Source organism: Arthrobacter sp. OV608, assembly GCA_900110595.1.
GTDB lineage: Bacteria > Actinomycetota > Actinomycetes > Actinomycetales > Micrococcaceae > Arthrobacter.
In genome coordinates, this window is the sequence record FOEZ01000002.1 from 75,319 (window position 1) to 100,795 (window position 25,477).

21 protein-coding genes are annotated in these 25,477 nt (G+C 66.4%); 9 read left to right on the forward strand and 12 right to left on the reverse strand.

Annotated features, from left to right (window positions below; translation table 11 throughout):
• Positions 1 to 382 precede the first annotated feature (382 nt).
• From BMX78_RS03140 to BMX78_RS03150, 3 genes are read right to left on the reverse strand one after another with little or no spacing between them, the layout of a single operon-like run.
• On the reverse strand, positions 383 to 1,483 hold the full coding sequence (locus tag BMX78_RS03140) for a polyprenyl synthetase family protein (protein WP_091416262.1): 1,101 nt from the start codon (positions 1,481 to 1,483) through the stop codon (positions 383 to 385).
• A complete protein-coding gene (locus tag BMX78_RS03145; protein WP_091416264.1) occupies positions 1,480 to 2,820 on the reverse strand; it encodes a geranylgeranyl reductase family protein in 1,341 nt (446 codons plus the stop codon). Before BMX78_RS03145 ends, BMX78_RS03140 begins: the two co-directional genes overlap by 4 nt.
• A gap of 3 nt (positions 2,821 to 2,823) precedes the next feature.
• A complete protein-coding gene (locus tag BMX78_RS03150; protein ID WP_255470947.1) occupies positions 2,824 to 3,600 on the reverse strand; it encodes a demethylmenaquinone methyltransferase in 777 nt (258 codons plus the stop codon).
• A gap of 162 nt (positions 3,601 to 3,762) precedes the next feature.
• Between BMX78_RS03150 and BMX78_RS03155 the strand changes: the two genes are divergently transcribed.
• From BMX78_RS03155 to BMX78_RS03175, 5 genes are all read left to right on the forward strand, one after another.
• Positions 3,763 to 5,151, forward strand: a complete 1,389-nt coding sequence (locus BMX78_RS03155; RefSeq protein ID WP_091416267.1) for an isochorismate synthase — start codon at positions 3,763 to 3,765, stop codon at positions 5,149 to 5,151.
• 169 nt (positions 5,152 to 5,320) lie between these two features.
• Positions 5,321 to 6,124, forward strand: coding sequence for an ABC transporter substrate-binding protein (locus BMX78_RS03160; RefSeq protein ID WP_091416269.1), 804 nt, complete (start codon positions 5,321 to 5,323; stop codon positions 6,122 to 6,124).
• A gap of 122 nt (positions 6,125 to 6,246) precedes the next feature.
• Positions 6,247 to 7,038: an amino acid ABC transporter permease gene (locus BMX78_RS03165; protein ID WP_091416272.1), complete on the forward strand. Its 792-nt coding sequence runs from the start codon at positions 6,247 to 6,249 to the stop codon at positions 7,036 to 7,038.
• Positions 7,039 to 7,049: 11 nt separating this feature from the next.
• Complete coding sequence (locus tag BMX78_RS03170; RefSeq protein WP_091416275.1) at positions 7,050 to 7,853, forward strand: amino acid ABC transporter ATP-binding protein; 804 nt, start codon at positions 7,050 to 7,052, stop codon at positions 7,851 to 7,853.
• Between the two features lie 204 nt (positions 7,854 to 8,057).
• Entirely contained in the window at positions 8,058 to 8,885 is an 828-nt protein-coding gene (locus BMX78_RS03175; RefSeq protein WP_091416278.1) for a VOC family protein, read from the forward strand.
• Between the two features lie 36 nt (positions 8,886 to 8,921).
• On the opposite strand, the gene menD is transcribed toward BMX78_RS03175, so the two are convergent.
• The 4 genes from menD to BMX78_RS03195 form a co-directional block, all read right to left on the reverse strand.
• Positions 8,922 to 10,703 (reverse strand): 2-succinyl-5-enolpyruvyl-6-hydroxy-3-cyclohexene-1-carboxylic-acid synthase, encoded by a 1,782-nt coding sequence (gene menD, locus BMX78_RS03180; protein ID WP_091417060.1) that lies wholly within the window; start codon positions 10,701 to 10,703, stop codon positions 8,922 to 8,924.
• A 246-nt stretch (positions 10,704 to 10,949) separates the two neighbouring features.
• On the reverse strand, positions 10,950 to 13,019 hold the full coding sequence (locus BMX78_RS03185; protein ID WP_091416282.1) for a PhoX family protein: 2,070 nt from the start codon (positions 13,017 to 13,019) through the stop codon (positions 10,950 to 10,952).
• Positions 13,020 to 13,205: 186 nt separating this feature from the next.
• Positions 13,206 to 14,198 carry an o-succinylbenzoate synthase gene (locus BMX78_RS03190; RefSeq protein WP_091416285.1) on the reverse strand — a complete coding sequence of 331 codons (993 nt, stop codon included), beginning with the start codon at positions 14,196 to 14,198 and terminating at the stop codon, positions 13,206 to 13,208.
• A gap of 29 nt (positions 14,199 to 14,227) precedes the next feature.
• Positions 14,228 to 15,244: a magnesium and cobalt transport protein CorA gene (locus tag BMX78_RS03195; protein ID WP_091416288.1), complete on the reverse strand. Its 1,017-nt coding sequence runs from the start codon at positions 15,242 to 15,244 to the stop codon at positions 14,228 to 14,230.
• Positions 15,245 to 15,443: 199 nt separating this feature from the next.
• On the opposite strand from BMX78_RS03195, the gene BMX78_RS03200 reads away from it, so the two are divergent.
• From BMX78_RS03200 to BMX78_RS03215, 4 genes are all read left to right on the forward strand, one after another.
• On the forward strand, positions 15,444 to 15,785 hold the full coding sequence (locus BMX78_RS03200) for an ArsR/SmtB family transcription factor (RefSeq protein ID WP_091417062.1): 342 nt from the start codon (positions 15,444 to 15,446) through the stop codon (positions 15,783 to 15,785).
• A 10-nt stretch (positions 15,786 to 15,795) separates the two neighbouring features.
• Positions 15,796 to 16,296 (forward strand): SRPBCC family protein, encoded by a 501-nt coding sequence (locus BMX78_RS03205; RefSeq protein WP_091416291.1) that lies wholly within the window; start codon positions 15,796 to 15,798, stop codon positions 16,294 to 16,296.
• Between the two features lie 26 nt (positions 16,297 to 16,322).
• On the forward strand, positions 16,323 to 17,498 hold the full coding sequence (locus BMX78_RS03210; RefSeq protein ID WP_091416294.1) for an MFS transporter: 1,176 nt from the start codon (positions 16,323 to 16,325) through the stop codon (positions 17,496 to 17,498).
• Positions 17,499 to 17,594: 96 nt separating this feature from the next.
• Entirely contained in the window at positions 17,595 to 18,500 is a 906-nt protein-coding gene (locus BMX78_RS03215; RefSeq protein ID WP_139204860.1) for a phosphatase PAP2 family protein, read from the forward strand.
• Positions 18,501 to 18,512: 12 nt separating this feature from the next.
• Here BMX78_RS03215 and BMX78_RS03220 read toward each other — a convergent pair whose 3' ends face one another.
• The 5 genes from BMX78_RS03220 to BMX78_RS03240 all read right to left on the reverse strand — a co-directional run bounded on the left by BMX78_RS03220 (position 18,513) and on the right by BMX78_RS03240 (position 25,421).
• Entirely contained in the window at positions 18,513 to 19,907 is a 1,395-nt protein-coding gene (locus BMX78_RS03220; protein ID WP_091416297.1) for a M20/M25/M40 family metallo-hydrolase, read from the reverse strand.
• A gap of 3 nt (positions 19,908 to 19,910) precedes the next feature.
• Positions 19,911 to 21,689 carry an N-acetylglutaminylglutamine amidotransferase gene (locus tag BMX78_RS03225; RefSeq protein WP_091416300.1) on the reverse strand — a complete coding sequence of 593 codons (1,779 nt, stop codon included), beginning with the start codon at positions 21,687 to 21,689 and terminating at the stop codon, positions 19,911 to 19,913.
• Positions 21,690 to 21,713: 24 nt separating this feature from the next.
• Complete coding sequence (locus tag BMX78_RS03230; protein WP_091416302.1) at positions 21,714 to 23,192, reverse strand: aminotransferase class I/II-fold pyridoxal phosphate-dependent enzyme; 1,479 nt, start codon at positions 23,190 to 23,192, stop codon at positions 21,714 to 21,716.
• Between the two features lie 20 nt (positions 23,193 to 23,212).
• Positions 23,213 to 24,346, reverse strand: coding sequence for a glutamate--cysteine ligase (locus BMX78_RS03235; protein WP_091416305.1), 1,134 nt, complete (start codon positions 24,344 to 24,346; stop codon positions 23,213 to 23,215).
• Between the two features lie 256 nt (positions 24,347 to 24,602).
• Positions 24,603 to 25,421, reverse strand: a complete 819-nt coding sequence (locus BMX78_RS03240) for a gamma-glutamyl-gamma-aminobutyrate hydrolase family protein (protein WP_091416308.1) — start codon at positions 25,419 to 25,421, stop codon at positions 24,603 to 24,605.
• Positions 25,422 to 25,477 lie beyond the last annotated feature (56 nt).

Here is a 25,477-nt window from a genome sequence, read left to right on the forward strand (position 1 = left end):
CATGCAGGGCCATGTGGACAACTCGCCGTCGCAGGGCACTTCGACACGGACTCGCCGCGGCTTCAGCCCTGACAGCAGGGAGCGGACGTCAATGCACCCCAACAAGGCGGGAAAGCCAGCGCTGAAAATTCTTTGACACAGGCAGTAACAAGGGGCTTGCGTCTTATGACAAATCTGTCATAGACTGTTCACGGATCCGCTAAACGCCTCCAGCGGGTCTGATGCGAACGGAGAGATAGCCTCGGTTCACGGCAACATATGACTCGTATTGTTGCTGCGGACCGGGGCTATCCCGTTTAACCAGGGACAGCTCAACAGAGTCACAGCAGCAAAGAAGAAGCCCGGCGCCGTCCACGGAGCCGGGCTTCCACAGAAACAGGAACTAGCTGGCGCGGTCCACCACAGCCACAGCGAAGTTGGACAGCGATTCCTTGACCACACCGTCCGGCAGCGGAGCCAAGGCAGCAATGGCCTCATTGGCCCACTGCCGCGCCACAACCCAGGACTCGGCCGTGACCGGGTGCTCGCGCAGACCCGCTACCGCCTCGGCGAGGGCTTCGTCCGAGGTGAGGTCGCCGTCAATCAGTTTCAGGAGTTCGACGGCGGATTGGTCGCCATCCGCTGCCGCTTTCCGGAGGAGCAGCACCGGCAGGGTGGGGACGCCTTCACGCAGGTCCGTCCCCGGGGACTTGCCGGACTTGACCTTAATACCGGTCACGTCGATCACGTCGTCGGCAAGCTGGAAGGCCACGCCCACCTTCTCGCCGTACTCCACCAGCACGGATTCGTAGGCTGGATCTGCCTCGGCGAAGATGGCACCGAGCTGCCCGGAAGCAGCAACCAGGGAACCGGTCTTGTCTGCGATGACCGAGAGGTAGTGCTCCACCGGGTCCTCGTCCGGACGCGGCCCCACGGTCTCGTGAAGCTGGCCCAGGCAGAGCCGCTCGAAGGTGCGGGCCTGGATGCCCAGGGCACGGGAGCCGAGCTCGGACACCAGGATCGAAGCGCGCGCAAAGATGAGGTCGCCGGTGAGGACAGCCACCGAGTTGCCCCACACCTCGTGGGCCGTCGGAGCGCCGCGGCGGAACGGAGCCGAGTCCATCACGTCGTCGTGGTAGAGGGTGGCGAGGTGGGTCAGTTCAACCACGACGGCGGCCTGCACAACGGCGGGAAGTGAGGCGTCACCGAGGTGTGCACAGAGCAGCGTCAGGAGCGGCCGGATGCGCTTGCCGCCGGCCTCCACCAGGTGGCGCGACGTTGCGTCAGCCAGCGGATCGGAGTTGGCAATGGCCTCGCGGAGCTTCTTCTCCACCCGGGCCAGGTTGTTGGTGATGGCCGGTCCCAGCTCGGCATCCCCGGCGATGGCAGCGAACCCCGCGGGCAACTGTAGGCCGGTGGCGATGGCGGTGGTGTTCAGGCTGGGTTCGGAGTCCGGCAGGCCGTGTCCGGCGTGCGTCCAGCTGTGGTCTGCGGGGTTGGTCACGGGTTAACCCTAACTTTTTGTTGCGGATACCGCTGGTTCGAAGCCGACGGGGTGGCGGATGTATTCGATGTGGCCGGGACCAGCGACTCCAGGACCCGGATCACCCGGTCCTCGAAGCCCTTGGCGGACGGGTCCGTGAGGTTGGCCAGGAGCCGGACCACGAACCGCATCAGCACCGGGATGGGCATGCCGGTCCGCAGCGCCAGCTTCATGACCGCCGGCTTGCCGATCAGCGCGGCGAACGCCCGGCCCAGGGTGAAGTGCGACCCCCATTGCCCGCGCACGTAGTCCGCGTACCGCGAGAGGTGTGCGTCGGCGTCGTACGTTCCGGCCGAGGAGGAACTGCGCGAGGAGGCGTCGATGATGAACTCCGCGGCGAACCGGGCCGACTCCATGGCGTAGGAGATGCCCTCGCCGTTGAACGGGGAGACCATACCGCCGGCGTCGCCCAGGAGCAGGAGGCCGGGTGAGTAGTGCGGGGTGCGGTTGAAGCCCATAGGCAGTGCGGCGCCGCGGATGTCGCCCACCTGGTTCTCCGGGGTGAAGCCCCATTCGGCGGGCATCCCGGCGGTCCATTCGCGCAGGACCTGCTTGTAGTCGAGCTTGCCGAATTCCTTGGACGAGTTCAGGATGCCCAGGCCCACGTTGGAAGTTCCGTCTCCCACGCCGAACACCCAGCCGTAGCCCGGCAGCAGATTCCCGTCGCGGCCGGGGAGCTCCAGCCAGCCTTCCATCCAGTCGTCGTCAGTGCGGGGGCTGGTGAAGTAGGTGCGGACGGCCACGCCGAGGGGGCGGTCGTCGCGTTTCTGGATGCCGAGGGAGACGGCTGTGCGGGTGGAGTTGCCGTCGGCGGCGAGTACGACGTCGGCACTGAACTCGTGCGTCTCCCCCGTCTTGCGTCCGGACTCGTCCAGGAGGGCGGCGCGGACGCCGGTGACCCGGCCGTCGTCGTTGCGGATGGTGTCGGTGACACTGTGCCGCTCCAGGATCTGGGCGCCGGCGGCCTGGGCGTGGCGGGCCAGTTCCTCGTCAAAGCCCAGGCGTGTGCGGATCAAGCCGTACTGCGGGAAGTCGGACACCTCGGGCCATGGGAGTTCGATGGTGCGGCCGCCCGCGATCAGGCGCAGCCCCTTATTGCGGCGCCAGCCCTCGTTTTCCGGGTGGGCGAGGCCGAGCTTCTGGATTTCACGGACGGCCCGGGGGGTCAGGCCGTCGCCGCAAACCTTCTCGCGTGGAAAGCTCGTCTTTTCCAGAACCGTGACCTCGAGGCCGGCCTTGGCAAGGTAGTACGCGGCAGTGGATCCGGCCGGACCCGCGCCGACAATCAGTACCTTCACAGGTCAGCGCGTGATGTTGCGGCGCAGCTTGGCCACCGGGCCCTTGTGCGCGGCGATGGCGGCGGCGCCGCCGTCCGGCGACGAATCGGCAGGCTTGAAGGCGCGGTGGACCGCCACGATGCCGCCTGTGAGGTTGCGGTAGGTGACGTTGTCCCAGCCGGCGTCCTGCAGCCAGGCCGCGAGGTGGTCCTGGTCGGGCCAGGCGCGGATGGATTCGGCGAGATACACGTAGGCGTCCGGGTTGGAGGCGACCTTTACTGCGATGGCCGGCAGGGCGCGCATCAGGTATTCGGTGTACATGGTGCGCCAGAGCGGCACCACGGGCTGCGAGAACTCGGCGATGACCAGCCGGCCGCCGGGCTTGGTCACGCGCAGCATCTCCTGCAGGGCCTTCTTTGGCTCGTTAACGTTGCGCAGTCCGAAGGAGATGGTGGAGGCGTCGAACGTGTTGTCCGCGAACGGCAGGTTGGTGGCGTCACCGGCGATGAAGTCGATGTCCGGGCGGCGGCGCTTGCCTACCTTGAGCATTCCGAGGGAAAAGTCGCACGCCACTACATCTATGCCTGCGTCGGCATATGGCTCGCTGGAGGTGCCGGTGCCGGCCGCCAGATCCAGGACCCGCTGCCCCTTGGACACTTCCATGGCTTCCACCACAACCTTGCGCCAGCGGCGGGTCTGCCCCATGGACAGAACATCGTTGACGACGTCGTACTTCGGTGCGACGTCGTCAAACATCGTGGCTACTTCGTCCGGACGCTTATCCAAGGATGCTCGGTTCACCATGACATTGTCTCAAATGTTCAGGCGGGTCCGGACCAAGCCTGAATCCGCCGCACCGGGGCCTGGCCTGCGGCGCTACTGGGGAAGGTTCAGCGACGCCTGTTGCCCGGCTGCTTCCTTGTAACCGGCCCCGGCAGCAAAAAGGAGTACCGTGGTGCAATCATGACGAGCACGTTCCGCACCTTGACAGTCCCCCTCGATGGCCAACAATTCGCCGGGGGGCTGCCGTCGTTTTTGGTCCGGGACGATGTCCTGTGCTGGACCCGGCGCGAGGCGGGGCTGGTGGGGTTCGGCGAGATCACGCGCTTCACTGCCACAGGCCCTGAGCGCTTCCTTGAGGCGGATATCTGGTGGCGCCACCTGGTCCTCGAAACCGAGATCGCCGACTCAGTAGAGCTCCCGGGCACAGGTCCGGTCGCCTTCGGTTCCTTTGCCTTTTCCAAGACCTCGGCCCACGAGTCCCGGCTGATTGTGCCCGAGATTGTGGTGGGCGTCCGCGACGGCCAGGCCTGGCTCACCCAGTTAACGTTCGACGACGGCCCGCTCACCCCAGAGGGCGCCCTCACCGCCCTGGACCGCTGGCTCGGCAGCAGCTCCACTGCCGAAACCACGACGGCGGCAGCGGACTCAGGCGGGGACGGCACCCCCGGCAAGGTGCCCGCCACGGCGGGCGGCGCCGTCGTACGTCCCCTGCCCCTGGCCGCCGGGGCAACGCTGCACACGGGCTCGCTGAGCGAGGAGGACTGGAAGGCCGCCGTCGCCGCGGGGGTTGCCGAGATCCGGACCGGGGCACTGGAGAAGCTGGTGCTCGCGCGCGACATCGTGGCCACGGTGCCCACCGGTGTGAACGCCGCGAAGGTGCTGCGGGAGCTTGCCGGGCGGTACCGCGAATGCTGGACGTACGGCGTGGACGGACTGGTGGGCGCGACACCGGAGATGCTGATCCAGGTGGAAGGGCGGACCGCCCAAGCGCGCGTGCTCGCCGGAACCCTGGACCGCCGCGATGCCCACGGCGAGGACGGACTTCCCCTGGACTACGCCACCCGCGTGCTCGCAGGCTCGGAGAAACAGCGGCACGAACACGAGATCGCCATCCAGTCGCTGACCACCCAGCTGGCGCCGTTCTCCGAAGCCATGAACGCCCACGACGAGCCGTTCATCCTCGAACTTCCCAACGTGTGGCACCTGGCCTCGGACGTAAAAGCCGAACTGGCTGAGGTGGAAGGCCACGTGCCCACATGCCTGGCCCTGATCAACGCGCTGCATCCCACCGCGGCCGTCTGCGGGACACCGACACAGGTGGCCGGCGCCCTGATCCGTAAGCTGGAGCACCTGGACCGCGGGCCGTACGCCGGCCCGGTCGGCTGGCTGGACGCGGCAGGAAACGGTGAATGGGGCATCGCGTTGCGCGGCGCGGTCATCGAGGGTCCGGACACTGTCCGGCTATATGCCGGCTGCGGAATAGTTGACGGGTCCCAGCCCGAGGCCGAACTCGCCGAGACCTGGGCGAAGTTCCGGCCGATGCTGGAATCCCTGGGAATCCAGAACTAGGCCAGCGAGTCCGGTATCTGAGACATCACTGCTTCGCCTAGGCTTGAAAACAGGGGTAATTTAGTTATCCAATAGTGAAACTAAGTTTCCTGTGATGCACATCTCTTATTCGGCGCTACACTATGAACCGATTTAGTACCGCATACTCCTGCAACAAAAGGTAAGAAACATGCAGCTCAAGTCCCTGGCCACGGCCAAAATGACCGCCAAGGCAGCAGCACTCTTCGCCGTCGGCGCCCTCACCCTCACGGCCTGCGGCGGCGGAAGCTCTACCCCGGCAGCGTCCGAAGGCGGAGTCCAGCTCATCAACTCCGGCAAGCTCACGGTCTGCTCGGATGTCCCCTACGAGCCGTTCGAATTCCAGAAGGACGGCGAGACGGTGGGCTTCGACGTCGATATCGCCAAGGAAGTTGCCAAGGACCTCAAGGCCGAACTGAGCATCGTGGACAGCTCGTTCGAGGCCATCGAGACCGGCACCGCGCTGACCCAGTGCGACCTGTCCATCTCGTCGATCTCCATCACGGACACCCGCAAGGCCGTCATGGACTTCTCCACCCCGTACCTGGATGACGACCTCACCCTCCTGGCAACCACGGCCTCCGGTATCAAGGACATTGACAGCGCCAAGGGCAAGAAAGTTGGCGTCCAGCAGGCCACCACCGGCGCAAAGTACGCGGCGGACAAGGGGATCGATGCCCAGCAGTTCGAGGACACCGGCCTCCTGGTCCAGGCCATCCAGGCCGGCACCATCGACGCCGCCCTGGGCAACCAGTCCGTTCTCGCTTACGCCATCAAGGACAACTCCGCCTGGAAGCGCGTGGAGAACTACGCGAGCGGCGAGAAGCTCGGAATCGCCTACAAGAAGGGCAACACCGCCATGGGGGACAAGGTCAACGCCACCCTCAAGCGCCTCACGGACGACGGCAGCCTGAAGAAATTCGAAACCACCTGGTTCGGCGAGACCGCCAAGTAGCGAGCGCTTCGGCCTTCCACCGAGGCCTTCGCCGCCCTGAGAATAACGCAGCCGGGGCCCCGGACACGCTGTACAGCCAGTACGTCCGGGGCCTCAGCCACGCACTACGAATGTGAGCATCCATGGCAATGACCGCACGTCAACGCGCCAGAGTAAGCCTGTACGTCCAGGCAGGAATCTTTATTGTGGCCGTCGCCGCCCTGATCCTGGCCACGGACTGGAAGACCATCGGCAACAGCGTCTTCAACTTCGGCAAGATCGGCCCGATGTTCCCGGGCATCTTCACCACCGGCCTGGTGAACACCCTGATTTACACGGTGCTCGGCTTTATTGTTGGCCTGTCCGGCGGCCTCCTGCTGGCACTGATGAAGCTTTCCAGCTTTCCGCTGTACCGCTGGATCGCCACCGGCTACATCGAGTTCTTCCGCGGTGTCCCGGCACTGCTGGTCTTCATCGCCTTCGGTTACGGCGTTCCCCTGGCGTTTGGCGTTCAGTGGAACGTCACCATCATCGTCATGGTTTCGCTGGGCATCGTGGCCTCCGCCTACATCGCCGAAACGCTCCGCGCCGGCCTGCAGGCTGTGCCGAAGGGCCAGCTTGAAGCAGCCCGCTCCCTGGGCATGCCGCAGTGGCGGGCCATGGTGACTATCGTGATTCCGCAGGCCTTCAAGATCGTCCTGCCCCCGCTGACCAACGAGGTCATCCTGCTCACCAAGGACTCCTCGCTGATCTACGTGCTGGGCCTGACCGCATCGCAGTATGAGCTGACCAAATTCGGCCGCGACGGCATCTCCAGCCTCGGCGCCGGTCTCACGCCGCTCCTGGTCGCCGGCGCCTTCTACCTGATCATCACCATCCCGCTGAGCCTCCTGGCCCGGAAGTTCGAAAGCCGCTCCGCGCGGACCAAGCGATAGGCAGGGAAGCCATGAACGACGTCGTAAATTCCTCCGCCGGCCACCCCGGCACCGTCAATGCGGCAGGTGTGTCCATCAAGGACCTGCGCAAGTCCTACGGCACCAACGAAGTGCTCAAGGGCATCAGCCTGGACGTGAAGCCGGGCGAAGTGGTGTGCCTGATCGGCCCCTCCGGCTCGGGCAAATCAACCCTCCTGCGCTGCGTGAACCTGCTGGAGCAGCCCAACAAGGGTGCCATCCACGTGGGCGGCTTTGAAGCCACCGACGCCGATGTGGACATCGACAAGATGCGCCGCAAGGTGGGCATGGTGTTCCAGCAGTTCAACCTTTTCCCGCACCTGGATGCCAAGCGCAACTGTTCCATCGCCCAGGTCAAGGTCCTCAAGCGTTCGCAGGCCGAGGCGGACAAGGTATCCATGCACAACCTTGAACGCGTGGGGCTGGGACACCTGGCGGACCGCTTCCCCGACCAGCTCTCCGGCGGCCAGCAGCAGCGGGTGGCCATTGCCCGCGCGCTCAGCATGGACCCGGAGCTGATGCTCTTTGACGAGCCCACGTCCGCCCTTGACCCCGAAACCGTGGGCGATGTCCTCTCCGTGATGCGCAACCTCGCCAAGGAGGGCATGACCATGCTGGTGGTGACCCACGAGATGGGCTTTGCCCGCGAAGTGGCAGACCGTGTGGTGTTTATGGACGGCGGCGTTGTGGTGGAGGAAGGCGTGGCTGAGCAGGTCATTTCCGCGCCCACCCAGGCTCGCACCAAGGAGTTCCTGCGCCGCGTCCTGGATCCGACGCACATCGAGATCGAGGAATAGGCGCACCCGCTTTAGCCATGACGATGCCCTGCCGCTACCGGAATTCTCCGGCAGCGGCGGGGCATTTTTGCATGTCCCGGGAACTTCCATACGTGCCCGGAAGCCTTTACTTCGCGCCCGCGAGGAGTCGAGAATGGGTGGCACTGCAACTCTGACCCTTCAAGGGCCTGCCGGCGTTGCAGGCCCATCACGTGCAGGAGCGATATGACCGGACGGACCTACCCGCACGGCGTCCCGTGTTGGATCGACACGGAGCAGCCCGACGTTGATGCGGCCGCCGGGTTCTACGCCGGACTCTTTGGCTGGACATTCGAGGACGTTATGCCGGCGGACACACCGGGCCGGTACCTGATCGCAAAGCTCGGGGGCCAGGACGTCGCAGGCATAGGCAGCGGCGGGGACGGAACCACTGCGTGGAACACCTATATATCAGTCGACGACGCCGACGCTGCCGTTCCGCGCCTCGTCGCAGCGGGTGCCAGCCTCCTCTCAGCTCCGGCGGACGCCGGAGAAGGTGGCCGCAGTGCGGCCCTGGTCGACCTAGAAGGCGCCGCGTTCCGCCTCTGGGAAGCCAACCGCCGGTTAGGGGCACAAGTGGCAAACCAGCCGGGCGCGTGGAATTTCAGCGATCTCCATACACCGAATCCGGATGCAGCCAGAGCCTTCTATGGAGAGGCTTTCGGCTGGGAGGTGGACGATATCGGCTACGGATTGATGGTCCGCAGCCCCGGGTACGGCGACCATCTTGCGGCAACAATCGACCCTGGGATCCGGACGCGGCAGGCGGGAATTTCTGCTCCACCCGGCTTCGAGGACGCGATCGCCTGGATTGTGGCCAGTGCCCCGGACAAACCACCGCACTGGCACGTCACGTTCACGGTCGCGGACCGGGACCAGACCGTGGCGGATGCCGAGCGGCTCGGCGCCCAGGTCCTGGGGCAGGCCGACACCGGGTGGACGCGGGAAGCATTGATCCGGGACCCGCAAGGCGGGGAATTCAGCGCCAGCCAGTTCACGCCCCCAACCAACTAGCAGTTCCCCAGTTGCGGCCATTCGCGCTGGCCGGAACTACCGCGCCAGTACTCCCCCCACGGCTACGGCAACAGCTTCCTTGATCCGGGCATGCAGGGCACGGAGGCCGCCGCGGTCCGTACGGACTTCGATAAGGCTGCGGCCCTCCACAGGCTGGTCGAGTGCTTCGGCGAGTGCCGCCGTCGTACTTACCGCGCTATGGCCGACGCCGTACGCCGCAGCAAGTGCCGCAAGGTCCACGGAGTGCGGGGTGGCGAAGAGGCGCTCGACGGCGTCGCCGTACGTTCCAGCCTCACGCACCGCGCCGTGTTCCAGCAGGTCGAAGATGGCGCCGCCGGAGTCGTTCAGGACCACGATCCGAAGCTGCGGCTGCTCCTCACCTGGTCCCACCAGCAAGCCCCCGGCATCGTGCAGGAACGTGACATCGCCCAGGAGGACAGTGGTTTCCTGCCGGCTGCCCAGTGCGATGCCGGTGGCGGTGGAGATGGTGCCGTCGATCCCCGCCAGGCCCCGGTTGGCATAGACGGTAGCGGCCGGTTCAGGGGCGGGCAGGCCGGCCAGGTCGGCGTCCCGGATGCCGTTGGAGGAGCCGAGCATCAGCTGGCCCCGGGCATGCTTCCAAACGAGGGACGCCACGGACGGGCCGGTGGCGGGCGCGTTCTCGGCCAGGACGAGGTCCAGCGCGTGCTGGGCGGCGGAACCGGCGAGCAGCCAGGTGTCCAGCCAGTCGGCCGGGCCGCGGCCGGCGAATTCCGCGAGGTCGGCGAGGCTTTCGAGGGGCAGTTCGGTGCGCCGGCCGGGTTCGTACCAGGCCACGGGAACCGGCTGGTACAAAGCGGACGGCACATCGGCGCGGGCAAGGAGGGCAGCGACCGGCCGGGACAGCGTGGGCCGGCCAAACAGCACCACCCGTTCGATGGGCTGTGCCGCGCCAGGGCCGAAGTGCTCCAGCAGCAGCCGGTATGGGCCCACGGCATTCGGCCCGAACCGGGCATTCGAGGACGGTTCCGCCAGCAGCGGCAGTCCGTGGGCGCGGGCAAAGGCCTCGGCCACCGGACCGGCGTCGTGTCCGGCCAGAACCACCGTCCGGTGCTCGGTCATGTCCGTGGCGGCGGGCGGAAGATTCATGATGAGCGGCTCGGTGCCGATGCGGTAGCGCGGCCGTTCGGTAGCCGCGGGCAGTTGGTCGGCGGGCTCCGGCACCAGGGGGTCGCGGAAGGCAAGGTTGAGCTGGACCGGCCCGGGGGCGAGATCCGGGAACGCCCCGGTTGCGGCGGAGAGACCCGTCCGGACGGCCCGCTCCGGATCGGTGCCGGCCGGGATGTCGACGGCGAAACGTACCTGTTCACCGAAAATATCGGGCTGGATGGTGGTCTGGTTGGCACCGGTGCCGCGAAGTTCGTCCGGCCGATCCGCGGAGAGGACGATCAGCGGAACCGCCGCGTGGTTGGCTTCCATCACGGCGGGCAGCAGGTTTCCGACGGCGGTGCCGGACGTCGTGAGGACGGCCGCGGGCGAGCCGGTGGACAGGGCAAGGCCCAAGGCTGTGAATCCGGCAGAACGCTCGTCGATGCGGACCAGCAGTTCCACCCGGCCCTGCGCGGTAGCCTCGGCCAGCGCGTAGGCCATGGGGGCGGACCGGGAACCAGGCGAAACCACCACGTGCTGCACGCCGCCGTCGAGCAGTACCCCGACGGCGATCCGCGCGGCTGCCAGGGCTGTCAAGGAATCAGCAGCACGGGGTGAATCAGGCGAGGCGTCGGGGGCAGGTTCGTTCAGCGAAGTCACCAAACCAGTCTGCCACCCCCGACGCCCCATCACCTTTCGCACCAATACGCCCCACGCGCCATCACCTCCTGCACGAACGCCCCGACGCTCTATCACTTGATGCGCCATAAACCGGAACGCTCTATCACTTGATGCGCCATAAGCCGGCACGCTCTATCACTCTCCTGAGGAGAGTGATAGAGCGTTCCAGTTATTCCTGCGGTAAGTGAGAGAGCGTGTCCGAAAAACCAGCATCAAGTGAGAGAGCGTTCGATGTCGCAATCGCCGCGGAGGGACCTAGGCGCGGAACACCTGGACCACGGCGGGACGGGGCGCGCGCACCTGGCCGGCTGCCGGCGTCGTACCTGCCGGGACGTAGTCCGGGAAGTAGGAGTTCGGCGCCTCGAAGGTGCCTTCCTCGCCCGGGTGCTGCACGGAGACGAACACCGTGCGCTCGTCGTCGTGGATGACCGGGCCGCAGGTCTCGGCGTCGCGGGGAACGGAGAGGAACTGTTCCACCTTGCCACGCTCGGCGCCGTCCAGGGTGACCTTGAAGAGACCGTCGTTGTAGCCGATGCCGGAGGGGGCGCCGTCGGTGGAGATCCAGAGGTTGCCGACGGAGTCGAAGGCCACGTTGTCCGGGCAGGAGATGGGCGAGACCTTGTCCACCGGGTAGCCGGAGAAGTAGGTGGCGTCACCCTGCGCCGGATCACCGCAGACCATCAGGAGGGTCCAATTGAACGTAGTGGACGTCTGGTCGCCGGTTTCGGTGATTTCCACGATGTGCCCGTCGCGGTTCTGCGTGCGCGGGTTGACCTCGGTGGCGCCTTCCTTTGTGCCCGTGCCGCGGTCCGAGTTGTTGGTGCAGACCACGTAGACCTTTCCGGTGTGCAGGCTCGGCTGGACATCCTCGCAGCGGTCCATCTTGGTGGGCCCAACCTTGTCCGCAGCCAGGCGGGTGTACACCAGGACCTCCTCGACGGACATGCCCGGGACGGCGGACTTTCCGGCCACCACCAGGGGCAGCCATTCGCCCGTGCCGTCGAACGCGCCGTCGGAAGGAAGCGCCCCGGTGCCGGTGATTTCGGGAGAGGGTGAGTTGCCGGTGAACTTGGCAACGTAAAGGTCGCCCTCGGACAGCAGGTTCATGTTGTGCCGGCGGTCGCCTTCACGATACTTCTCTGCGGAGACGAACTTGTAGAGGTAGTCGAACTTCTCGTCATCGCCCATGTAGGCCACCACGTGCCCGGATTCGGCCACGATCACGTTGGCGCCCTCGTGCTTGAACCGGCCCATGGCGGAGCGCTTCTTGGGGGTGGAGGTGGGGTCGAACGGGTCAACCTCGACGATCCAGCCGAACCGGTTGGTTTCGTTCTCGTAGCCGGCGTTGCGGGTATCGAAGCGGGGGTCGTCCAACTCCCACTTGCGGTTGGTGGGCTTGGCGGTGAGGCCGTAGCGCTTGTCACTGGCTGAAGTGCCGGCGGCGACGAAGTAGCCGTTGAAGTTCTCCTCGCCGGAAAGGATGGTGCCCCAGGGCGTGGTGCCGCCGGAGCAGTTGCCGAACGTGCCCTTGATGGCGCGGCCGGAGGGGTCCGCGACGGTCTTGACGAGCGCGGAACCGGCAACGGGGCCGGTCAGTTCATAGGTGGTGTCGGAGAGGTAGCGGCGGTTCAGCGGTGCACCCTTGACGTAGCTCCACGGTTTGGTGGTGTTCTTGCGCTCCAGCTCCACGACGGCCAGGCCATGGGCGGCGCGGCCGATCGCGCGGGTTTCCTTGGCGTCGTATCCGGCCGGGACCATGATGTTCTCGTTGGTGTATTCGTGGTTGGTGAACAGCACGGCGCGGCGGCCCTTGCTGTCCGGAATTTCCACGATGTCCGTGTAGTCATTGTTGTAGCCGAACTGGCGGGCCTGTGCTGCCGCGGTCTGGTTGTTCAGGTCGAAGTCCGGCGAGTCGGCGAACAGCGGGTCGCCCCAGCGGATGACCGGCTGCCAGGTGAATCCCTCGGGAACGGTGAAGGCGTCAACGGCCTTGTCCACCGGCTTAATGGCCGTGAACTGCAGCTTGGACTTGCCGAAGCCTTCCTTGGCAGCCTTGGAAAGGCCTGCGGCACTCGCGGGTTCGGCGGACGTCACGGCGCTTCCAAGTACGACGGCGAGGGCACCGGCGGCGCCGAAGCCCAGGGCGGCGCGGCGGGACATGGTGGCGGAGGCGATGTCGCGGAAGTAGCTGTTGGAGCTGGTGTTGCAGACGTCGCCAGCGCAGGCGTTGTCGCACTTGAGCGCGCAGGTGACGGGGCTCCGCTTGCCCTTGGTGTGGCCAAGCATGGGCAGCAGGTTGAACTTGCGGGCAGTCGTTTCAGACATGGGTGCCTTCCAAAAAATCGATGCGGTCCGCCCACCCTGCCAGCCAGTTCCTACGCTCAGTAGTCAGTGAGGTGAAGTTCCGGTGAACCGCCGGTGACCTGCAGGAACGTGATGGCGCGTCAGCAGGAAAGGCACACCAAGTGAGAGAGCGTCCCGGGAAACCCCGCGTTGAGTGAGAGAGCGTCGCTACGGGGCGAGGAGGGCGTGGACGCGACGGAGCCGGGCCAGCCACCAGTCGCGACGTTCTGCGGAAGCCGCATACTGCTCAAGCAGCCCGGCGTCGGCGGCCACGTCGCGGAGGCGGATGGCGCCGTCGTCGGCCACCAACGGATCCGTGGTGACGTCCGATTCAAACAGGGACACCGTCCCCAGCCCGCACGCGTAGGGCAGCTCGGGCAGCGCTGCCGCGAGCGCAAGGCCCGCCCGGATCCCCACCGACGTGTCCAGCGCAGAACTGACGACGGCGGGCAGCGCGGCCTGTGCCACGATGTCCAAAGCGCGCCGCACTCCCCCGAGCGGCGCCACCTTGACCACAATCAGGTCCGCCGCGCCGGCCCGCGCCACTTTCAGGGGATCGGATTCCTTGCGGACGCTTTCATCCGCCGCGATCAGCACTGGAGTACCCGCGGACTGTAAAGCGCGCCGCACCTCGGCCAGGCCGTCGATGGTGGGGACGGGCTGCTCAGCGTATTCGAGTCCGACGCCGGCCAGCCGGGTGAGTGCCTTGATGGCCGTGGGGACGTCCCAGCCGCCGTTCGCGTCCACGCGGATGGCTGCGTCCGGCAATGCGGAGCGGACCGCGGCGAGGCGGGCTGAATCGTCGTCGAGCGTCTGGCCCTGCTCGGCCACCTTGACCTTGACCGCGTCCACCCGGCCAAAGCGCGCAAGTATCTCGGGCACACGCTCCGCTGCAACGGCGGGGACGGTGGCGTTGACCGGGATCATGGGCCGCAGCGGAGCAGGAAAGCCTTGCCAGCCGGCCTCGATGGCGGCGGCCAGCCAGTTGGAGGCCTCGGCGTCGGCATATTCCGGAAAGGGGCAGAATTCGCCCCAGCCGGCCGGGCCTTGGAGCAGGAGCGACTCGCGTTCCATGATGCCGCGGAACTTCACGCGCATGGGCAGGCTCACCACGTGTGCACCTGCCAGGAGTTCTTCAAGGGCGGGCACAGCAGTAGGCATGGACCCACTGTACAAGCGGGCGTTTGCCGCTAGATCCATTTGTTGTGGCGGAACGTCCAGTAGAGCGCCAGTCCCATGGCCACCATCAACCCCAGCGCGAAGGGGTAGCCGAACACCCAGTCCAGCTCGGGCATGGAGCGGAAGTTCATGCCGTAGATGGTTCCCACGAGCGTCGGGGCGAACAGGATCGCCGCCCAGGACGAGATCCGCTTGACCTGCTCACTCTGCGCAAAACTGGATTCAGTGAGCCGGCGCATCTCGTCGTTCTGCCGTTGGGCCACGAGGGCGGCGTTGACCGCCAGGGCGTTCTGCAGCAGCGCCCGGAAGGAGGCTACGCGTTCGTTAAGCCGCAGCACGTGGTCCAGCACATCACGGAAATGGTCCTGGAGTTCGGGGTGGGGCACCCGCTCCGGAGTACCGGCGGTGAGTGCCTGCAGGAGGCCAACCAGGGGGCTGGTGGCGCGCTGGAAGGTGATCACCTGGCGGGACAGTTCATAGATTCGGCGGGAAACGTCGGGGTCGGCTCCGAAGAGGTCGTCCTCGATCTCGTCGATGTCGTTCTCGAGTCCCGCCGCCACCGGCTCGTACTCGTCCACCACCTGGTCCAGGATGCCGTAGAGCACGGCGTTTGGGCCCAGCGCGAGGAACTCCGGCATGGATTCCATCCGCCGGCGGACCTTGGCGAGGTCCGGGGATTCGGCGTGCCGGACGGTCACTACGTAGTCCTGGCCCACAAAAACGTGGATCTCGCCGAAGTCCACCTTTTCGACGTCGTCCAGGTAGCGGGCGGGCCGCAGGACAAGGAATACGCATTCGCCGTAATGCTCCAGCTTGGCGCGCTGGTGCCCGGCGAGGGCGTCCTCCACGGCCAGGGGGCTGAGGTCGAACTCCTCGGCCACGGACTGCAGTTCCTCGGCGTCCGGCCGGTACAGCCCGATCCAGGCCATCCCCTCCCGCTGCCGCAGCACAAAGTAGGTTTCGTCCAGGCTCCCGGGGTCCTGCGTGCGCAGCCCGTCAACATACACAGCGTTGTCGATGATGGTCACAGCCGTCCTCCTTTGTTGAACACAGCATCTCCTCCGGCGGGAGGAAGCGGTGCCCCTCGAAGCCCCGCGTGAGCCCATGGTTCCCTTGATCCGCACACTACTCAGCTTCACGGTTTTGGGAAGACCGAACACCGCAAGCGCTGAAACGCGCGCTCCAACAGATCTTCCACTCATACCCATATGGATATATGATGTGTTCATGGCGCGGGCGGCAACAACGGCAGATGCATTCAACGCGGTGGCCGAGCCCCGCCGCCGGGAGATCCTGGACGCCCTCAGCGAAGGCGAGCGGCCCGTCAACGAGCTGGTGGACCTGCTCGGCCTGGCACAGCCGCACGTGTCACGCCACTTGCGGGTCCTGCGCGAGGTGGGAGCCGTCGTCGCACGTGATGAAGGCCGGCACCGCGTCTACCGGCTTAATCCGCAAGCCCTCAAACCCATCCACGACTGGGTGGCCGGCTACCGGCATCTCTGGGAGGAGCGCTTCGAGCTCCTGGAAGATGTGCTGGAGGACCTCAAAGAGTCAGACACGCAAGAGTAGGAGCAGGGCAATGCCACACACCGGAATCCTGGACGTCAGTTTCCCCAGCGATGAGGAAATCCTGATCACCCGCACCGTGAACGCGCCCCGGCACCTCGTCTACAAAGCCTGGACCACGCCGGACCTCGTGAGGAGATGGTGGCCCGGCAGGCGCGGGGAGATGACGGTGGCAGACATGGACTTCCGCGTGGGAGGTGCCTGGCGGTATGTGATGGTGGCGCACGGTGAATTCGAGGTGGCCTTCCACGGGACGTACCGGGAGATCGTGCCCAACGAGCGGATCGTCCACACCGAAATCATGGAGATGCCAGGCACCGCTCCGGACAGTGAGGAGGGCGCCGTGCTGAACACTGTCACCTTTGAAGTGGCCGACGGCGGCGCCACCCTGGTCAGCATGCGCACTGATGCGGGGAGCAAGGAAGTGCGCGACATTATTGCCCAGTCCGGCATGGAGGACGGCGTCCGCGAGCAGTTCGAGATGATTGAAGAGCTGGCGGCCGCCCTCTCCTGACCCTTGCAGCGGATAAACTCGCGGGTGTGACCGCTTCCGGCCTTGCCACCCGCTCATCCTCCGCCCCGCTCTACGCCGCCGGATTCGTCACGGCGTTCGGCGCGCACAGCATTGCTGCGGGCCTGGGCGCGCAGAGTGGCAACATCGGCCTGACGCTGCTTAACCTGGGCATCCTCCTGGCGCTGTACGACATCTCGGAGGTGTTCCTCAAACCCGTTTTCGGCGCCCTCAGTGACCGGGTTGGCCCCAAGCCCGTGATCGTCGGCGGGCTCTTCGCCTTTGCTGTGCTGTCCCTGATCGGCCTGTGGGCGGCGGATCCGCTCATGCTGGCGCTGGCCCGGCTGGGCCAGGGCGCGGCGGCGTCCGCGTTTTCCCCGGCGTCGTCCTCCATGGTGGCCAGGCTGGCACGCGGCGGAAAAGCCGGCACGTACTTCGGCAGGTACGGGTCCTGGAAGAGCCTGGGCTACATCATCGGCCCGCTGCTCGGCGCCGGCCTCATCTTCGCCGGCGGCTTCCCCCTGCTGTTCGGGGCCCTTTCCGTGCTGGCTGTGGTGACGGCGGTCTGGGTCCTGGCTGCGGTGCCTCACCTTGAGCCGCTCCCCCGCCAGCGGTACACGGTGATGGACCTGGCACGGCAGGTGGGCGAACGCCGCTTCCTGGTGCCCACGCTGGTGCTGGCTGCGTCCACTGCTGCCCTTGGCGCAGCCGTCGGCTTCTTTCCCGCGCTGGCCACCCGGCACGGGCTCGGCGCCCTGGCCGGCACTGCAGCCGTCAGCGTCCTCGCCGCCGGCTCGGTACTGGTCCAGCCGTGGATGGGCCGGATGCGGGACAGCCACCGCATCACTGACAACCGGGGCACGACGGCGGGCCTGCTGCTGATCGCTGCGGGTGTCGGCCTGGTGGCGCTCGCCCCGGGCGTGGTCACCATCTTCGTTGCCGCGGCAGTAATCGGCGCGGGCATCGGTGCTGTTACCCCACTCGGGTTCGCCCACCTCGCGGACACCACACCGCCGGAGCGGATGGGACGGACTATGGGGTCCGCCGAACTCGGGCGGGAACTGGGCGACGCCGGCGGGCCGCTGCTGGTGGGCGGTATCGCTACCCTCACGGCCCTGCCTTTCGGCCTGGGCGCCCTGGCGGTGCTCGTTGCCGCGGCCAGCATCCCGCGGCTGGGAGCTGTCCCGCCCCGCCTGCCCAACTAGGTAGCGCCAAGTGTCGTTTTGGAGCTCGAAAACGACAGTTAGCGCTACCCAGTTGGGATGCGGCCAGCTCCCAGCTTTCTGTGACACCCTTAACCGGTGACAATCTCGCGGCAGACCTCCACCAGGACACCCAGCCGGCCCGCTCCGGGTTCGGGTTTCCTGTTCGTTCTTGCCACGCTGGCGTGCATCGCCGGTTTGATCGCGACGTACCACTACTTTGTCCAGACCACCACAGGCCAGTTCATCGACGAGTCGGCGCTGGTGGAGGCTGTGCAGATCCACGGGCCGGCCGGCAAGGCGAGCACCAAGTTCCTGGACCTGCTGCCCACCATCTCACTGGTGATGGCCGCCGTCGTGGTCTTGTTTGTCACCGTGATCCGCAAGCACTGGACCGAAGCCGGCATCGCAGTGGCCGCCTGCATCGGCGCGAACATCGCCACGCAGGTGCTCAAGGACCTGCTGCCGGCACGGCCGGACAAGGGCGTGGTGACGCTGGAACTGAACTCGCTGCCGTCCGGCCACACCACGCTCGCGGCGTCCGCTGCCGCTGCCGTATTCCTGATGGCATCGCCGCGGTGGCGGCCGATGGCCGGTTTCGTAGGCGGCACGTTCGCCATCGCCTCCGGGGTGTCCACGCTGATCAACCAGTGGCACCGGCCGGCCGACGTGGTGGCCGCATTCCTGTTGGTGGGCGCGTTTATGATTCCCGCAGGCTGGCTGATCATCCGGCGGGGAATGTGGAACGCCTGGGACGGTTTCGGCGCGCACGTGGGTTCGGCCAGGATCTGGCTGTCGCTGCCGGTGGTGATCGGGCTGGCGTCGGCGGCCGTGGCGATGTATTCGCTGGCCCGGATTGCGCCGAGCCCCTGGCAGGAGACCAGCACCACCAACTACTTCTGGGCCGGTATCTCCCTGATTGTCATCGCCGGTTACCTGGCCACCGTCGCCACCACTGCCCTGTTCGCATTCTCCGCACGACGACGGGACTCACCACAGCGCTGACGCCGCGCAGGGTCAGTCCAGGGAATTAAGCCGGGCAATCAACAGAGCCTCGGCGACGATGGCGTTTTCGAAATCGCCCAGATGGATCGATTCGTTCGCCCCGTGCGCCCGGGAATCCGGATCCTCCGCGCCGGTGATCAGGACTTCCGCCCGCGGGTACAGCTTGGTCAGGATATTGACCGCGGGAATCGAGCCGCCCACCCCCATGCAGACGGCGGGCACGCCCCACGTGTCCTCCATCGCCCCGAGCATGGTCCGGGCGGCCCGTGAGGACGCGTCGCCGGCAAACCCCTCGGTTCGGCCGGCGGGCGTAAGGGTCACGTCGGCGCCGAAGGGAGTGTGTGACTCCACATGCCGTCGGACTGCCTCCATCGCGGCGGCCGTATCCGTCTCCGGCGCCAGGCTGAGGCTGAACTTAGCCCGGGCCACCGGCAGCAGAGTGTCCGAGGAAAGAGCCACCGAAGGAACGTCCATCCCGATAACCGCCAGCGCCGGCTTGGTCCACAGCCGCGACGTCAACGACCCCGAGCCGGCCAGCGGAACCTCGGGACGCACGCCGGAATCCGCCCGGAACTCCTCCTCGGACAGGAAAGGACCCGGTGCATCAGAGGAAAGCAGCCCCTCTACCGCGACGCCGCCGTCGTCGTGATGCAGCGTGGCAACCAGCCGGGACAGCACGGTGACCGCATCCAGCAGCGGCCCGCCGTACGTGCCCGAATGCAGCGCATGGTCCAGCACCTGCACCTCGATGGTGCCCAGGATCAACCCACGCAGGCTGGTGGTCAGCGCCGGTACCCCCACCTTCCAGTTTCCGGAGTCGGCCACCACCAGGACGTCGGCGTGAAGCAGGTCCGCGTGCTGTTGAAGCAGCAGGGGAAGCGGCGGCGAACCGGCTTCCTCCTCGCCGTCGATGAACACCGTCACCCCGAGCTCCAGATCATCGCCCAGCACGTGCAGCGCGTTCCGGAAAGCGGCCAGGTGCAGCATCACGCCCGCCTTGTTGTCCGCCACTCCCCTGCCCCAGAGCCGGCCGTCCCGCTCCACCGCTTCAAAGGGGGGACTCTCCCACAGGGCGATGTCACCGGCCGGCTGGACGTCATAATGCGCGTACAGCAGCAGTGTCGGCTTGCCGTTGCGGGCCGGCCTGCGACCCACCACCGCCGGTGCCCCCGGTGCACCGTCCGGCCGGGGTGCCTGGAGGATGTCGACGTCGGTGATCCCGGCCTCGTGAAGCAATGCCGCCACGTGCCGCGCAGCTGTGTCCAGTTCGGCCGGGTCGAAGGAGTCCCACGCCATCGCCGGGATCCGGACCAGCCCGGACAATTGGCCGACGGCGGCCGCAAAGTCCGCTGCGACCGCTTGGCGGAGCGAGGGCAACAGGGAGGTGTGTGTGCCTTCCAGGGTCAAGGATCAGCCCACCCCGTGGTGCTGGAGCCACATTTCCAGCAGTGCCAGTTGCCAGAGCACGTTGCTGTTCACCGGGGTCCGCTGCATGTTGGGGTTGGCCAGGAGTCCGTCGATGTACGCAGGCTGGAAGAGCCCGCGCTGCTTGGCCTCGGGCGCGTGCAGCGCTTCGCGGACCATGCTGATGAAGGGTTCTTCCAGGTGCCGCAGGGCCGGAACCGGGAAGTATCCCTTGGGCCGGTCCACCACAGCCTCCGGGAGCAGTTGCCGGCCCAGGTCCTTCAGAATTCCTTTCCCGCCCTGGGAGGCCTTGAATTCGGGCGGGCAGGCGGCGGCGAGTTCCACCAGTTCGTGGTCCAGGAACGGGACGCGCGCTTCGATGCCCCATGCCATGCTCATGTTGTCCAGCCGCTTAACCGGGTCATCCACCATCAGCAGGTGCGTGTCCAGCCGGAGCACCGCGTCCAGGGCAGTCTCCGCCCCGGGAGCGCGCAGGTGGGCGGCCAGGACCTCGCGGCTTACATCCGTACCGCAGTACCACTCGGGCTCCAGGATTTTCAGGAGCTCCTCATGGCTGTGGTCCACAAAGCTTGCTGAAAAAGCCGATAAAGCGTCGGCCCGGCCTACAGAAGCAAGCGGTTGGTGGTACCCGTACCCGCCGAATACCTCGTCGGCGCCCTGGCCGCACTGCACCACCTTCACGTGCTCCGTCACGGTCCGGCACAGCAGGTGGAAGGCCGTCACGTCATGGCTGGCCATCGGCTCGGACATCGCCCCCACTGCCCCGGCAATGGACGGGGCGAACTCGGAGGTGCTGATGTGCAGCTGCTCATGCCGCGTGCCGAACTCCCGGGCCACCAGGTCCGAGTAGGCGAACTCGTTCCCGGAATCGCCGCCCGCGCCGTCGAACCCGATGCTGAACGTCGAGAGGCCGTGCTGGCCCTCCTCCGCCAGCAACGCAACCAGGAGGCTCGAATCCAGTCCCCCGGAGAGCAGGACGCCTACCGGCACGTCCGCAACCATCCGCCGTCGTACTGCTGTTTTGAGCGACTCGCGGACGGCGTCCTGCCAGTCGGCAGCGGACCAGCCCGAGTGCTCCGCCTTCCGCGTGTAGGAAGGCTTCCAGTACTCGCGGTCGTGCCAGGTCCCGTCCGGGCGGATGGTGCGGATGGTGGCCGCGGGCAGCTTCTGGACGCCGTTCAGTATGGTCCGCGGGGCCGGAACGATCGAGTGCCAGCTCAGGTAATGGTGCAGGGCAGCCTCGTCGATGGACGTGTCGATCCCGCCGGAAGCCACCAGCGCAGGCAGGCTGGAGGCGAAGCGCAGCCGGCCGTGCAGGTGGGAAACGTACACCGGCTTGATACCCAGCCGGTCCCGGACCAGCAGGACTTCCGGCCGCCGCGGGTCATACAGCGCGATCGCGAACATCCCCACCAGGTGGTGGACAAAGCCGTCGCCCCACTTCCGGTAGGCCTTCAGGATCACCTCGGTGTCGCTGGTGGACCGGAAGGTGAATTCGGGTTCGAGTTCGCGGCGCAGCTCCTTGTAGTTGTAGATGCAGCCGTTGAAGGTGATGGCCAGGCCGCCGTCGTCCACCATGGGCTGGCCGCCCGCCGTGGAAAGGTCAATGATGCTGAGCCGCTGATGCCCCAGTGCAACCCAGCCCGCCTCCCAGGTTCCCCGTCCGTCCGGTCCCCTCGACGTCATTGCCCCCATGATGTCCAGAACTGCCTCCTGCGAGGCCCGTCTACCGTTGAAGGCGATTTCGCCGGCTATACCGCACATGCTGCTGTCCTCGTTCCTTGCGATTTACTGCGATCGGTGTGGTTCTTCACGGACCACCCTGATGGTCTTGAGCGTTGGATCGGCGGGATCAGGCAGGACCATCCCTGCCTCCACCCCGCTCCTGAGATAGTCGATGGCGGCTTTGTTGATCCGCTCGCCGGGCAGCAGGAGCGGCACACCCGGCGGGTACGGGGTGGCCATTTCTGCGGCAATACGCCCCGGCGCTTCCTCGCACGGGATGACTTCCACCGGCCCGAAGAACGCATCCCGGGGCAGCATCACCGTTTCCAGGAAGAGGTCCTCCTCGCTGGGGATGACGACGGCGGGCGGCCGGGGCAGGTCCGGGGCGGCTTCGGTGAGTGCGCGGAGCCCGCCCAGGAGACGTTCCGCAGTTTCCTGGTCATCTGACACCGAGATCACGGCCTCGGTCCGGCGGTGGTCTGTTGTGCCCATGTCGATGCGGCAGTTTTCGCGCAACCAGTCGGTGGCCTGGAACCCGCTGATGCCGAGGCTGGAAACGTCGATCATGATGTGCTGGATGTCCAGATCGTGGGAGGCCTCGGCGTGGACGAGTTCATCTTCAAGGACGTGCAGGCCGGGGATCGCCTCAATGTCCCTGCGGAGTCCCCTGGTGAGCTCCAGGGCCTTGTCGATCATGGCTTTGCCCTCCTGCACCATCTGCCGGCGCCAGCCGTCCATCGCCGCGTACAGCAGCGTGTTGGCGCTGGTGGTGGAGAGGACGTCGGCGCACTGGTTGAGGCGGACGGGGTCCACCAGGTTGCCCTGGAGGTGGAAAATGGAGCCCTGCTCGAACCCGAGTCCCATCTTGTGCACGCTGACCACGCAGATATCAGCGCCGGCGGACATGGCCCAGGTGGGTGTGTCCGGGTGGAAGGGCAGCTGGGCGCCCCAGGCCTCGTCGAGAATCAGCGGTTTGCCCCGCTTGTGGCAGATCTCGGCGATGGCCTTGAGGTCCGCGCACGTGCCGTAGGGGGTGGGGCTGACGATCAATGCGGCGGATGCGTCCGGGTACCGTTGCCACATCTCCTCAACAGTTTCCGGTGACGGCGGGTGGCTCAGCTTGAGCTCGTTGTCCCAGCGCGGCTTGATCCACCGGGGCTGCAGCCCGGACAGGACAAGCCCGGAAACCACTGATTTGTGGGCGTCGCGGCTGATGAGGAGTTCCCCCTCGCCGCGTGTGACGGCCAGGATGGCGGCCTTGATGGACAGGGAGCTGCCGCAGGTGGTTAAGAAGGCCTTGTCCGCTCCCACGGCTTCGGCAAGGAGCTGCTCTGCTTTGGACAGGTAGCCGTTGGAGGACTGCCGGTCGTCCAGGCCTGAGGAGGCAACGACGTCGGACTTGAAGCTTTGTTCGCCCAGCACTTCCAGCACCCGCGGATCGACGCCGCGGCCCTGGCGGTGGGCAGGTGGTGTGAAGCCGTACCTGTCCAGTTTCTGGTGTTCGGCCAGTGCATCAAGCACCGGTGTTTCGTTCTGGTCCATGTGTCCTCCCGGATGGTTGTCTAGGAACTCTGGTCGGTGGCCAGCAGCGGCAAACCCCTTAGCGTCTGAAGCGGTGTGGCCGGCAGGCTGGTCATGTGGACGGCGTCAGCGATGACATCGCACAGGCTGCCCGCCTCCGCGAACATGGCACGCTGGCGCGCAGCGCCTGTACCCCTGGTCAGCACCTGGAACAGCATGGACTCCACAACATCGAACTCGTCCTGGCTCTTCAACGCTGACTGGACGTGGTCCAGCAGTGCCATGGCCACCTCGAACGCGGGCCGGGGCCCGCCGGTCAGCGGGTCCAGCAAGTCGCCGTCGAGCCCGAAGCGGCCGGCCTGCCAGGAGGCAAGCCGCAATTGTGTGGCGGAGACAGGGGCGGGAGGCACGCCCTCCCGCCATTGCCTGGCTGCCGTCTCCACCAGGCCCCGCACCAGCCCGGCCAGGAGGACGGCGTCGTCGGCGAAAAGGCACACATCCCCCACCCGTACTTCAACGGTGGGATGCCGGTGGCTGAGCCGGGCATCAAAGTAGATTTGCCCCCTGTCCAGCAGGACTCCGGAACCCAGGATCTCGTTGACCTGGCGGTGGTAGGAGTCGGCTGATCCGAAAATCTCGCAGGGCCCCGCGGTGGGCCACCGGTTCCACGCCTGGGAGCGGTAGCTTGCATACCCCGAGTCCGTGGCGTTCCAGAAAGGGGAATTGGCGGTGACGGCCATGAGCACCGGGAGCCAGATCCGGATCCGGTCCAGGACGGCGACGCCTTCCTCGTCCGACTCGATTTCCACATGCACATGGCAGCCGCAGGTCAGCTGCTCCACCGCCGTCAGGCCGAACCGCTCGATCATCCGCTCGTACCGCAGGCCGGGGCTCGTTGTGGTTTTGACATGTAGGGGTGACGTTGCCAGGGCCACTGACCGTGCCCCCGCTGCGCGGGCGGTTGAATCGGCGCTCAGCCGCCGCACTGTGATGTCCCGGGCGAGCTCGTCCAGGCTGATCCTCGGCAGCGTGCAGGTTTCGATCTGCTCCTGCTTCATCTCCCGGCTCAGCCCGTCGTCATTGTTCAGGCGTTCCAGGAGGTCACCGAGCGGCACGGCGTGGCCGTCCCCGGTATCAACGATGAGGAACTCTTCCTCAACGCCTACCCGGCGCATCGCCGCTGCCCCGTAGGACCGTCAGCTTCCCTGCACGCGGCTGGTCGGTGGGCAGGAGGAAAAACGATAAAGAAATCAGCCATCATTCGCTCCTGGATCAAAAACCCATGAAGCTTTGGCTTAACTTCAGTGTCTAAAACATACTAAGCATGCTTATTTATATCGGGCAAGCTGCAACGCAGGAACCGCCCAGAACGGCGCACTTTGACGTGCTGCTTCGGGGCGGTTCCGCTGCTCTTGAAAGGAAGCTTCCGGGTCAGGCCAGCGCGGGTCCGGCCATGCTGGCATTGATTTCGGCGGAGACGGACGACGGCGGCGTGGCCGGCACCAGCCGGGACAGGAACTTTCCGCGGGCTGCTTCGACAAACCCGCGGAACAGGCCGAAGTCCTCCGGCAACTCCTCCGGGTGCCACTGGACGCCCAGGGCGAACGTGCTGGCAGGGCGCTCGATGGCTTCCACCACCTGGTCCTCGCTCCATGCGGCGGCGGTGAGGCCCTCGCCCAGTTTGTCCACGGCCTGGTGGTGGGAGACCGGCACGGGCCCGGGGTTGGGTCCGATCAGCTGCTCCAGGTGGGAACCGGGTTTGATCTCCACCGGGATGCGGTTGAAGGTGTAGCCTCCGGGCTGGTAATTGCCGCTGCCGATGACATCGGGCAGGTGCTGGTGGAGGCTGCCGCCGAGCGTCACGTTCAGCAGCTGCTCGCCGCGGCAGATGCACAGCAGTGGAACGTCCTGCCGGATGGCTTCCTGGATGAGGGCCTGCTCCCAGGCGTCCCGCTCCGGATGCGGCGCGTCGGTTGCGGGATGGGCTTCCTGGCCGTACAGGGCCGGGTTGACATCCCAGCCGCCAGGTACCACCAGGCCGTCGAGCCTGCTGACCAGCAGTTCTATCATGCCTGCCATCACGGGCTGCGGCGGCAGGAGGATGGGCATGCCACCAGCGGCGATGATCGGTTTCAGGTACGTCTCGGGAAGGAAAGCTGCCCTGACCGTGCCGCAACCATCAGTACCCGCCTGCTCAAGGTAGGTGGTGAGTCCGATGACAGGTTTCATCGCGGCGTCGGTGGTGTGCACTGAGGTCCCTCCAGGAAGATTTACTGACTCAATTTTATGGCCCGTGCAGCCGTCGA

Excerpts from the sequence above, each read along its gene's own strand:
- BMX78_RS03155 (WP_091416267.1), top strand. The coding sequence starts at position 3,763 with ATGACGAGCACGTTCCGCACCTTGACAGTCCCCCTCGATGGCCAACAA.
- BMX78_RS03160 (WP_091416269.1), top strand. The coding sequence starts at position 5,321 with ATGCAGCTCAAGTCCCTGGCCACGGCCAAAATGACCGCCAAGGCAGCA.
- BMX78_RS03165 (WP_091416272.1), top strand. The coding sequence starts at position 6,247 with ATGGCAATGACCGCACGTCAACGCGCCAGAGTAAGCCTGTACGTCCAG.
- BMX78_RS03170 (WP_091416275.1), top strand. The coding sequence starts at position 7,050 with ATGAACGACGTCGTAAATTCCTCCGCCGGCCACCCCGGCACCGTCAAT.
- BMX78_RS03175 (WP_091416278.1), top strand. The coding sequence starts at position 8,058 with ATGACCGGACGGACCTACCCGCACGGCGTCCCGTGTTGGATCGACACG.
- menD (WP_091417060.1), bottom strand. The coding sequence starts at position 10,703 with ATGGGGCGTCGGGGGTGGCAGACTGGTTTGGTGACTTCGCTGAACGAA.
- BMX78_RS03185 (WP_091416282.1), bottom strand. The coding sequence starts at position 13,019 with ATGTCTGAAACGACTGCCCGCAAGTTCAACCTGCTGCCCATGCTTGGC.
- BMX78_RS03190 (WP_091416285.1), bottom strand. The coding sequence starts at position 14,198 with ATGCCTACTGCTGTGCCCGCCCTTGAAGAACTCCTGGCAGGTGCACAC.
- BMX78_RS03200 (WP_091417062.1), top strand. The coding sequence starts at position 15,444 with ATGGCGCGGGCGGCAACAACGGCAGATGCATTCAACGCGGTGGCCGAG.
- BMX78_RS03205 (WP_091416291.1), top strand. The coding sequence starts at position 15,796 with ATGCCACACACCGGAATCCTGGACGTCAGTTTCCCCAGCGATGAGGAA.
- BMX78_RS03225 (WP_091416300.1), bottom strand. The coding sequence starts at position 21,689 with ATGTGCGGTATAGCCGGCGAAATCGCCTTCAACGGTAGACGGGCCTCG.
- BMX78_RS03230 (WP_091416302.1), bottom strand. The coding sequence starts at position 23,192 with ATGGACCAGAACGAAACACCGGTGCTTGATGCACTGGCCGAACACCAG.
- BMX78_RS03235 (WP_091416305.1), bottom strand. The coding sequence starts at position 24,346 with ATGCGCCGGGTAGGCGTTGAGGAAGAGTTCCTCATCGTTGATACCGGG.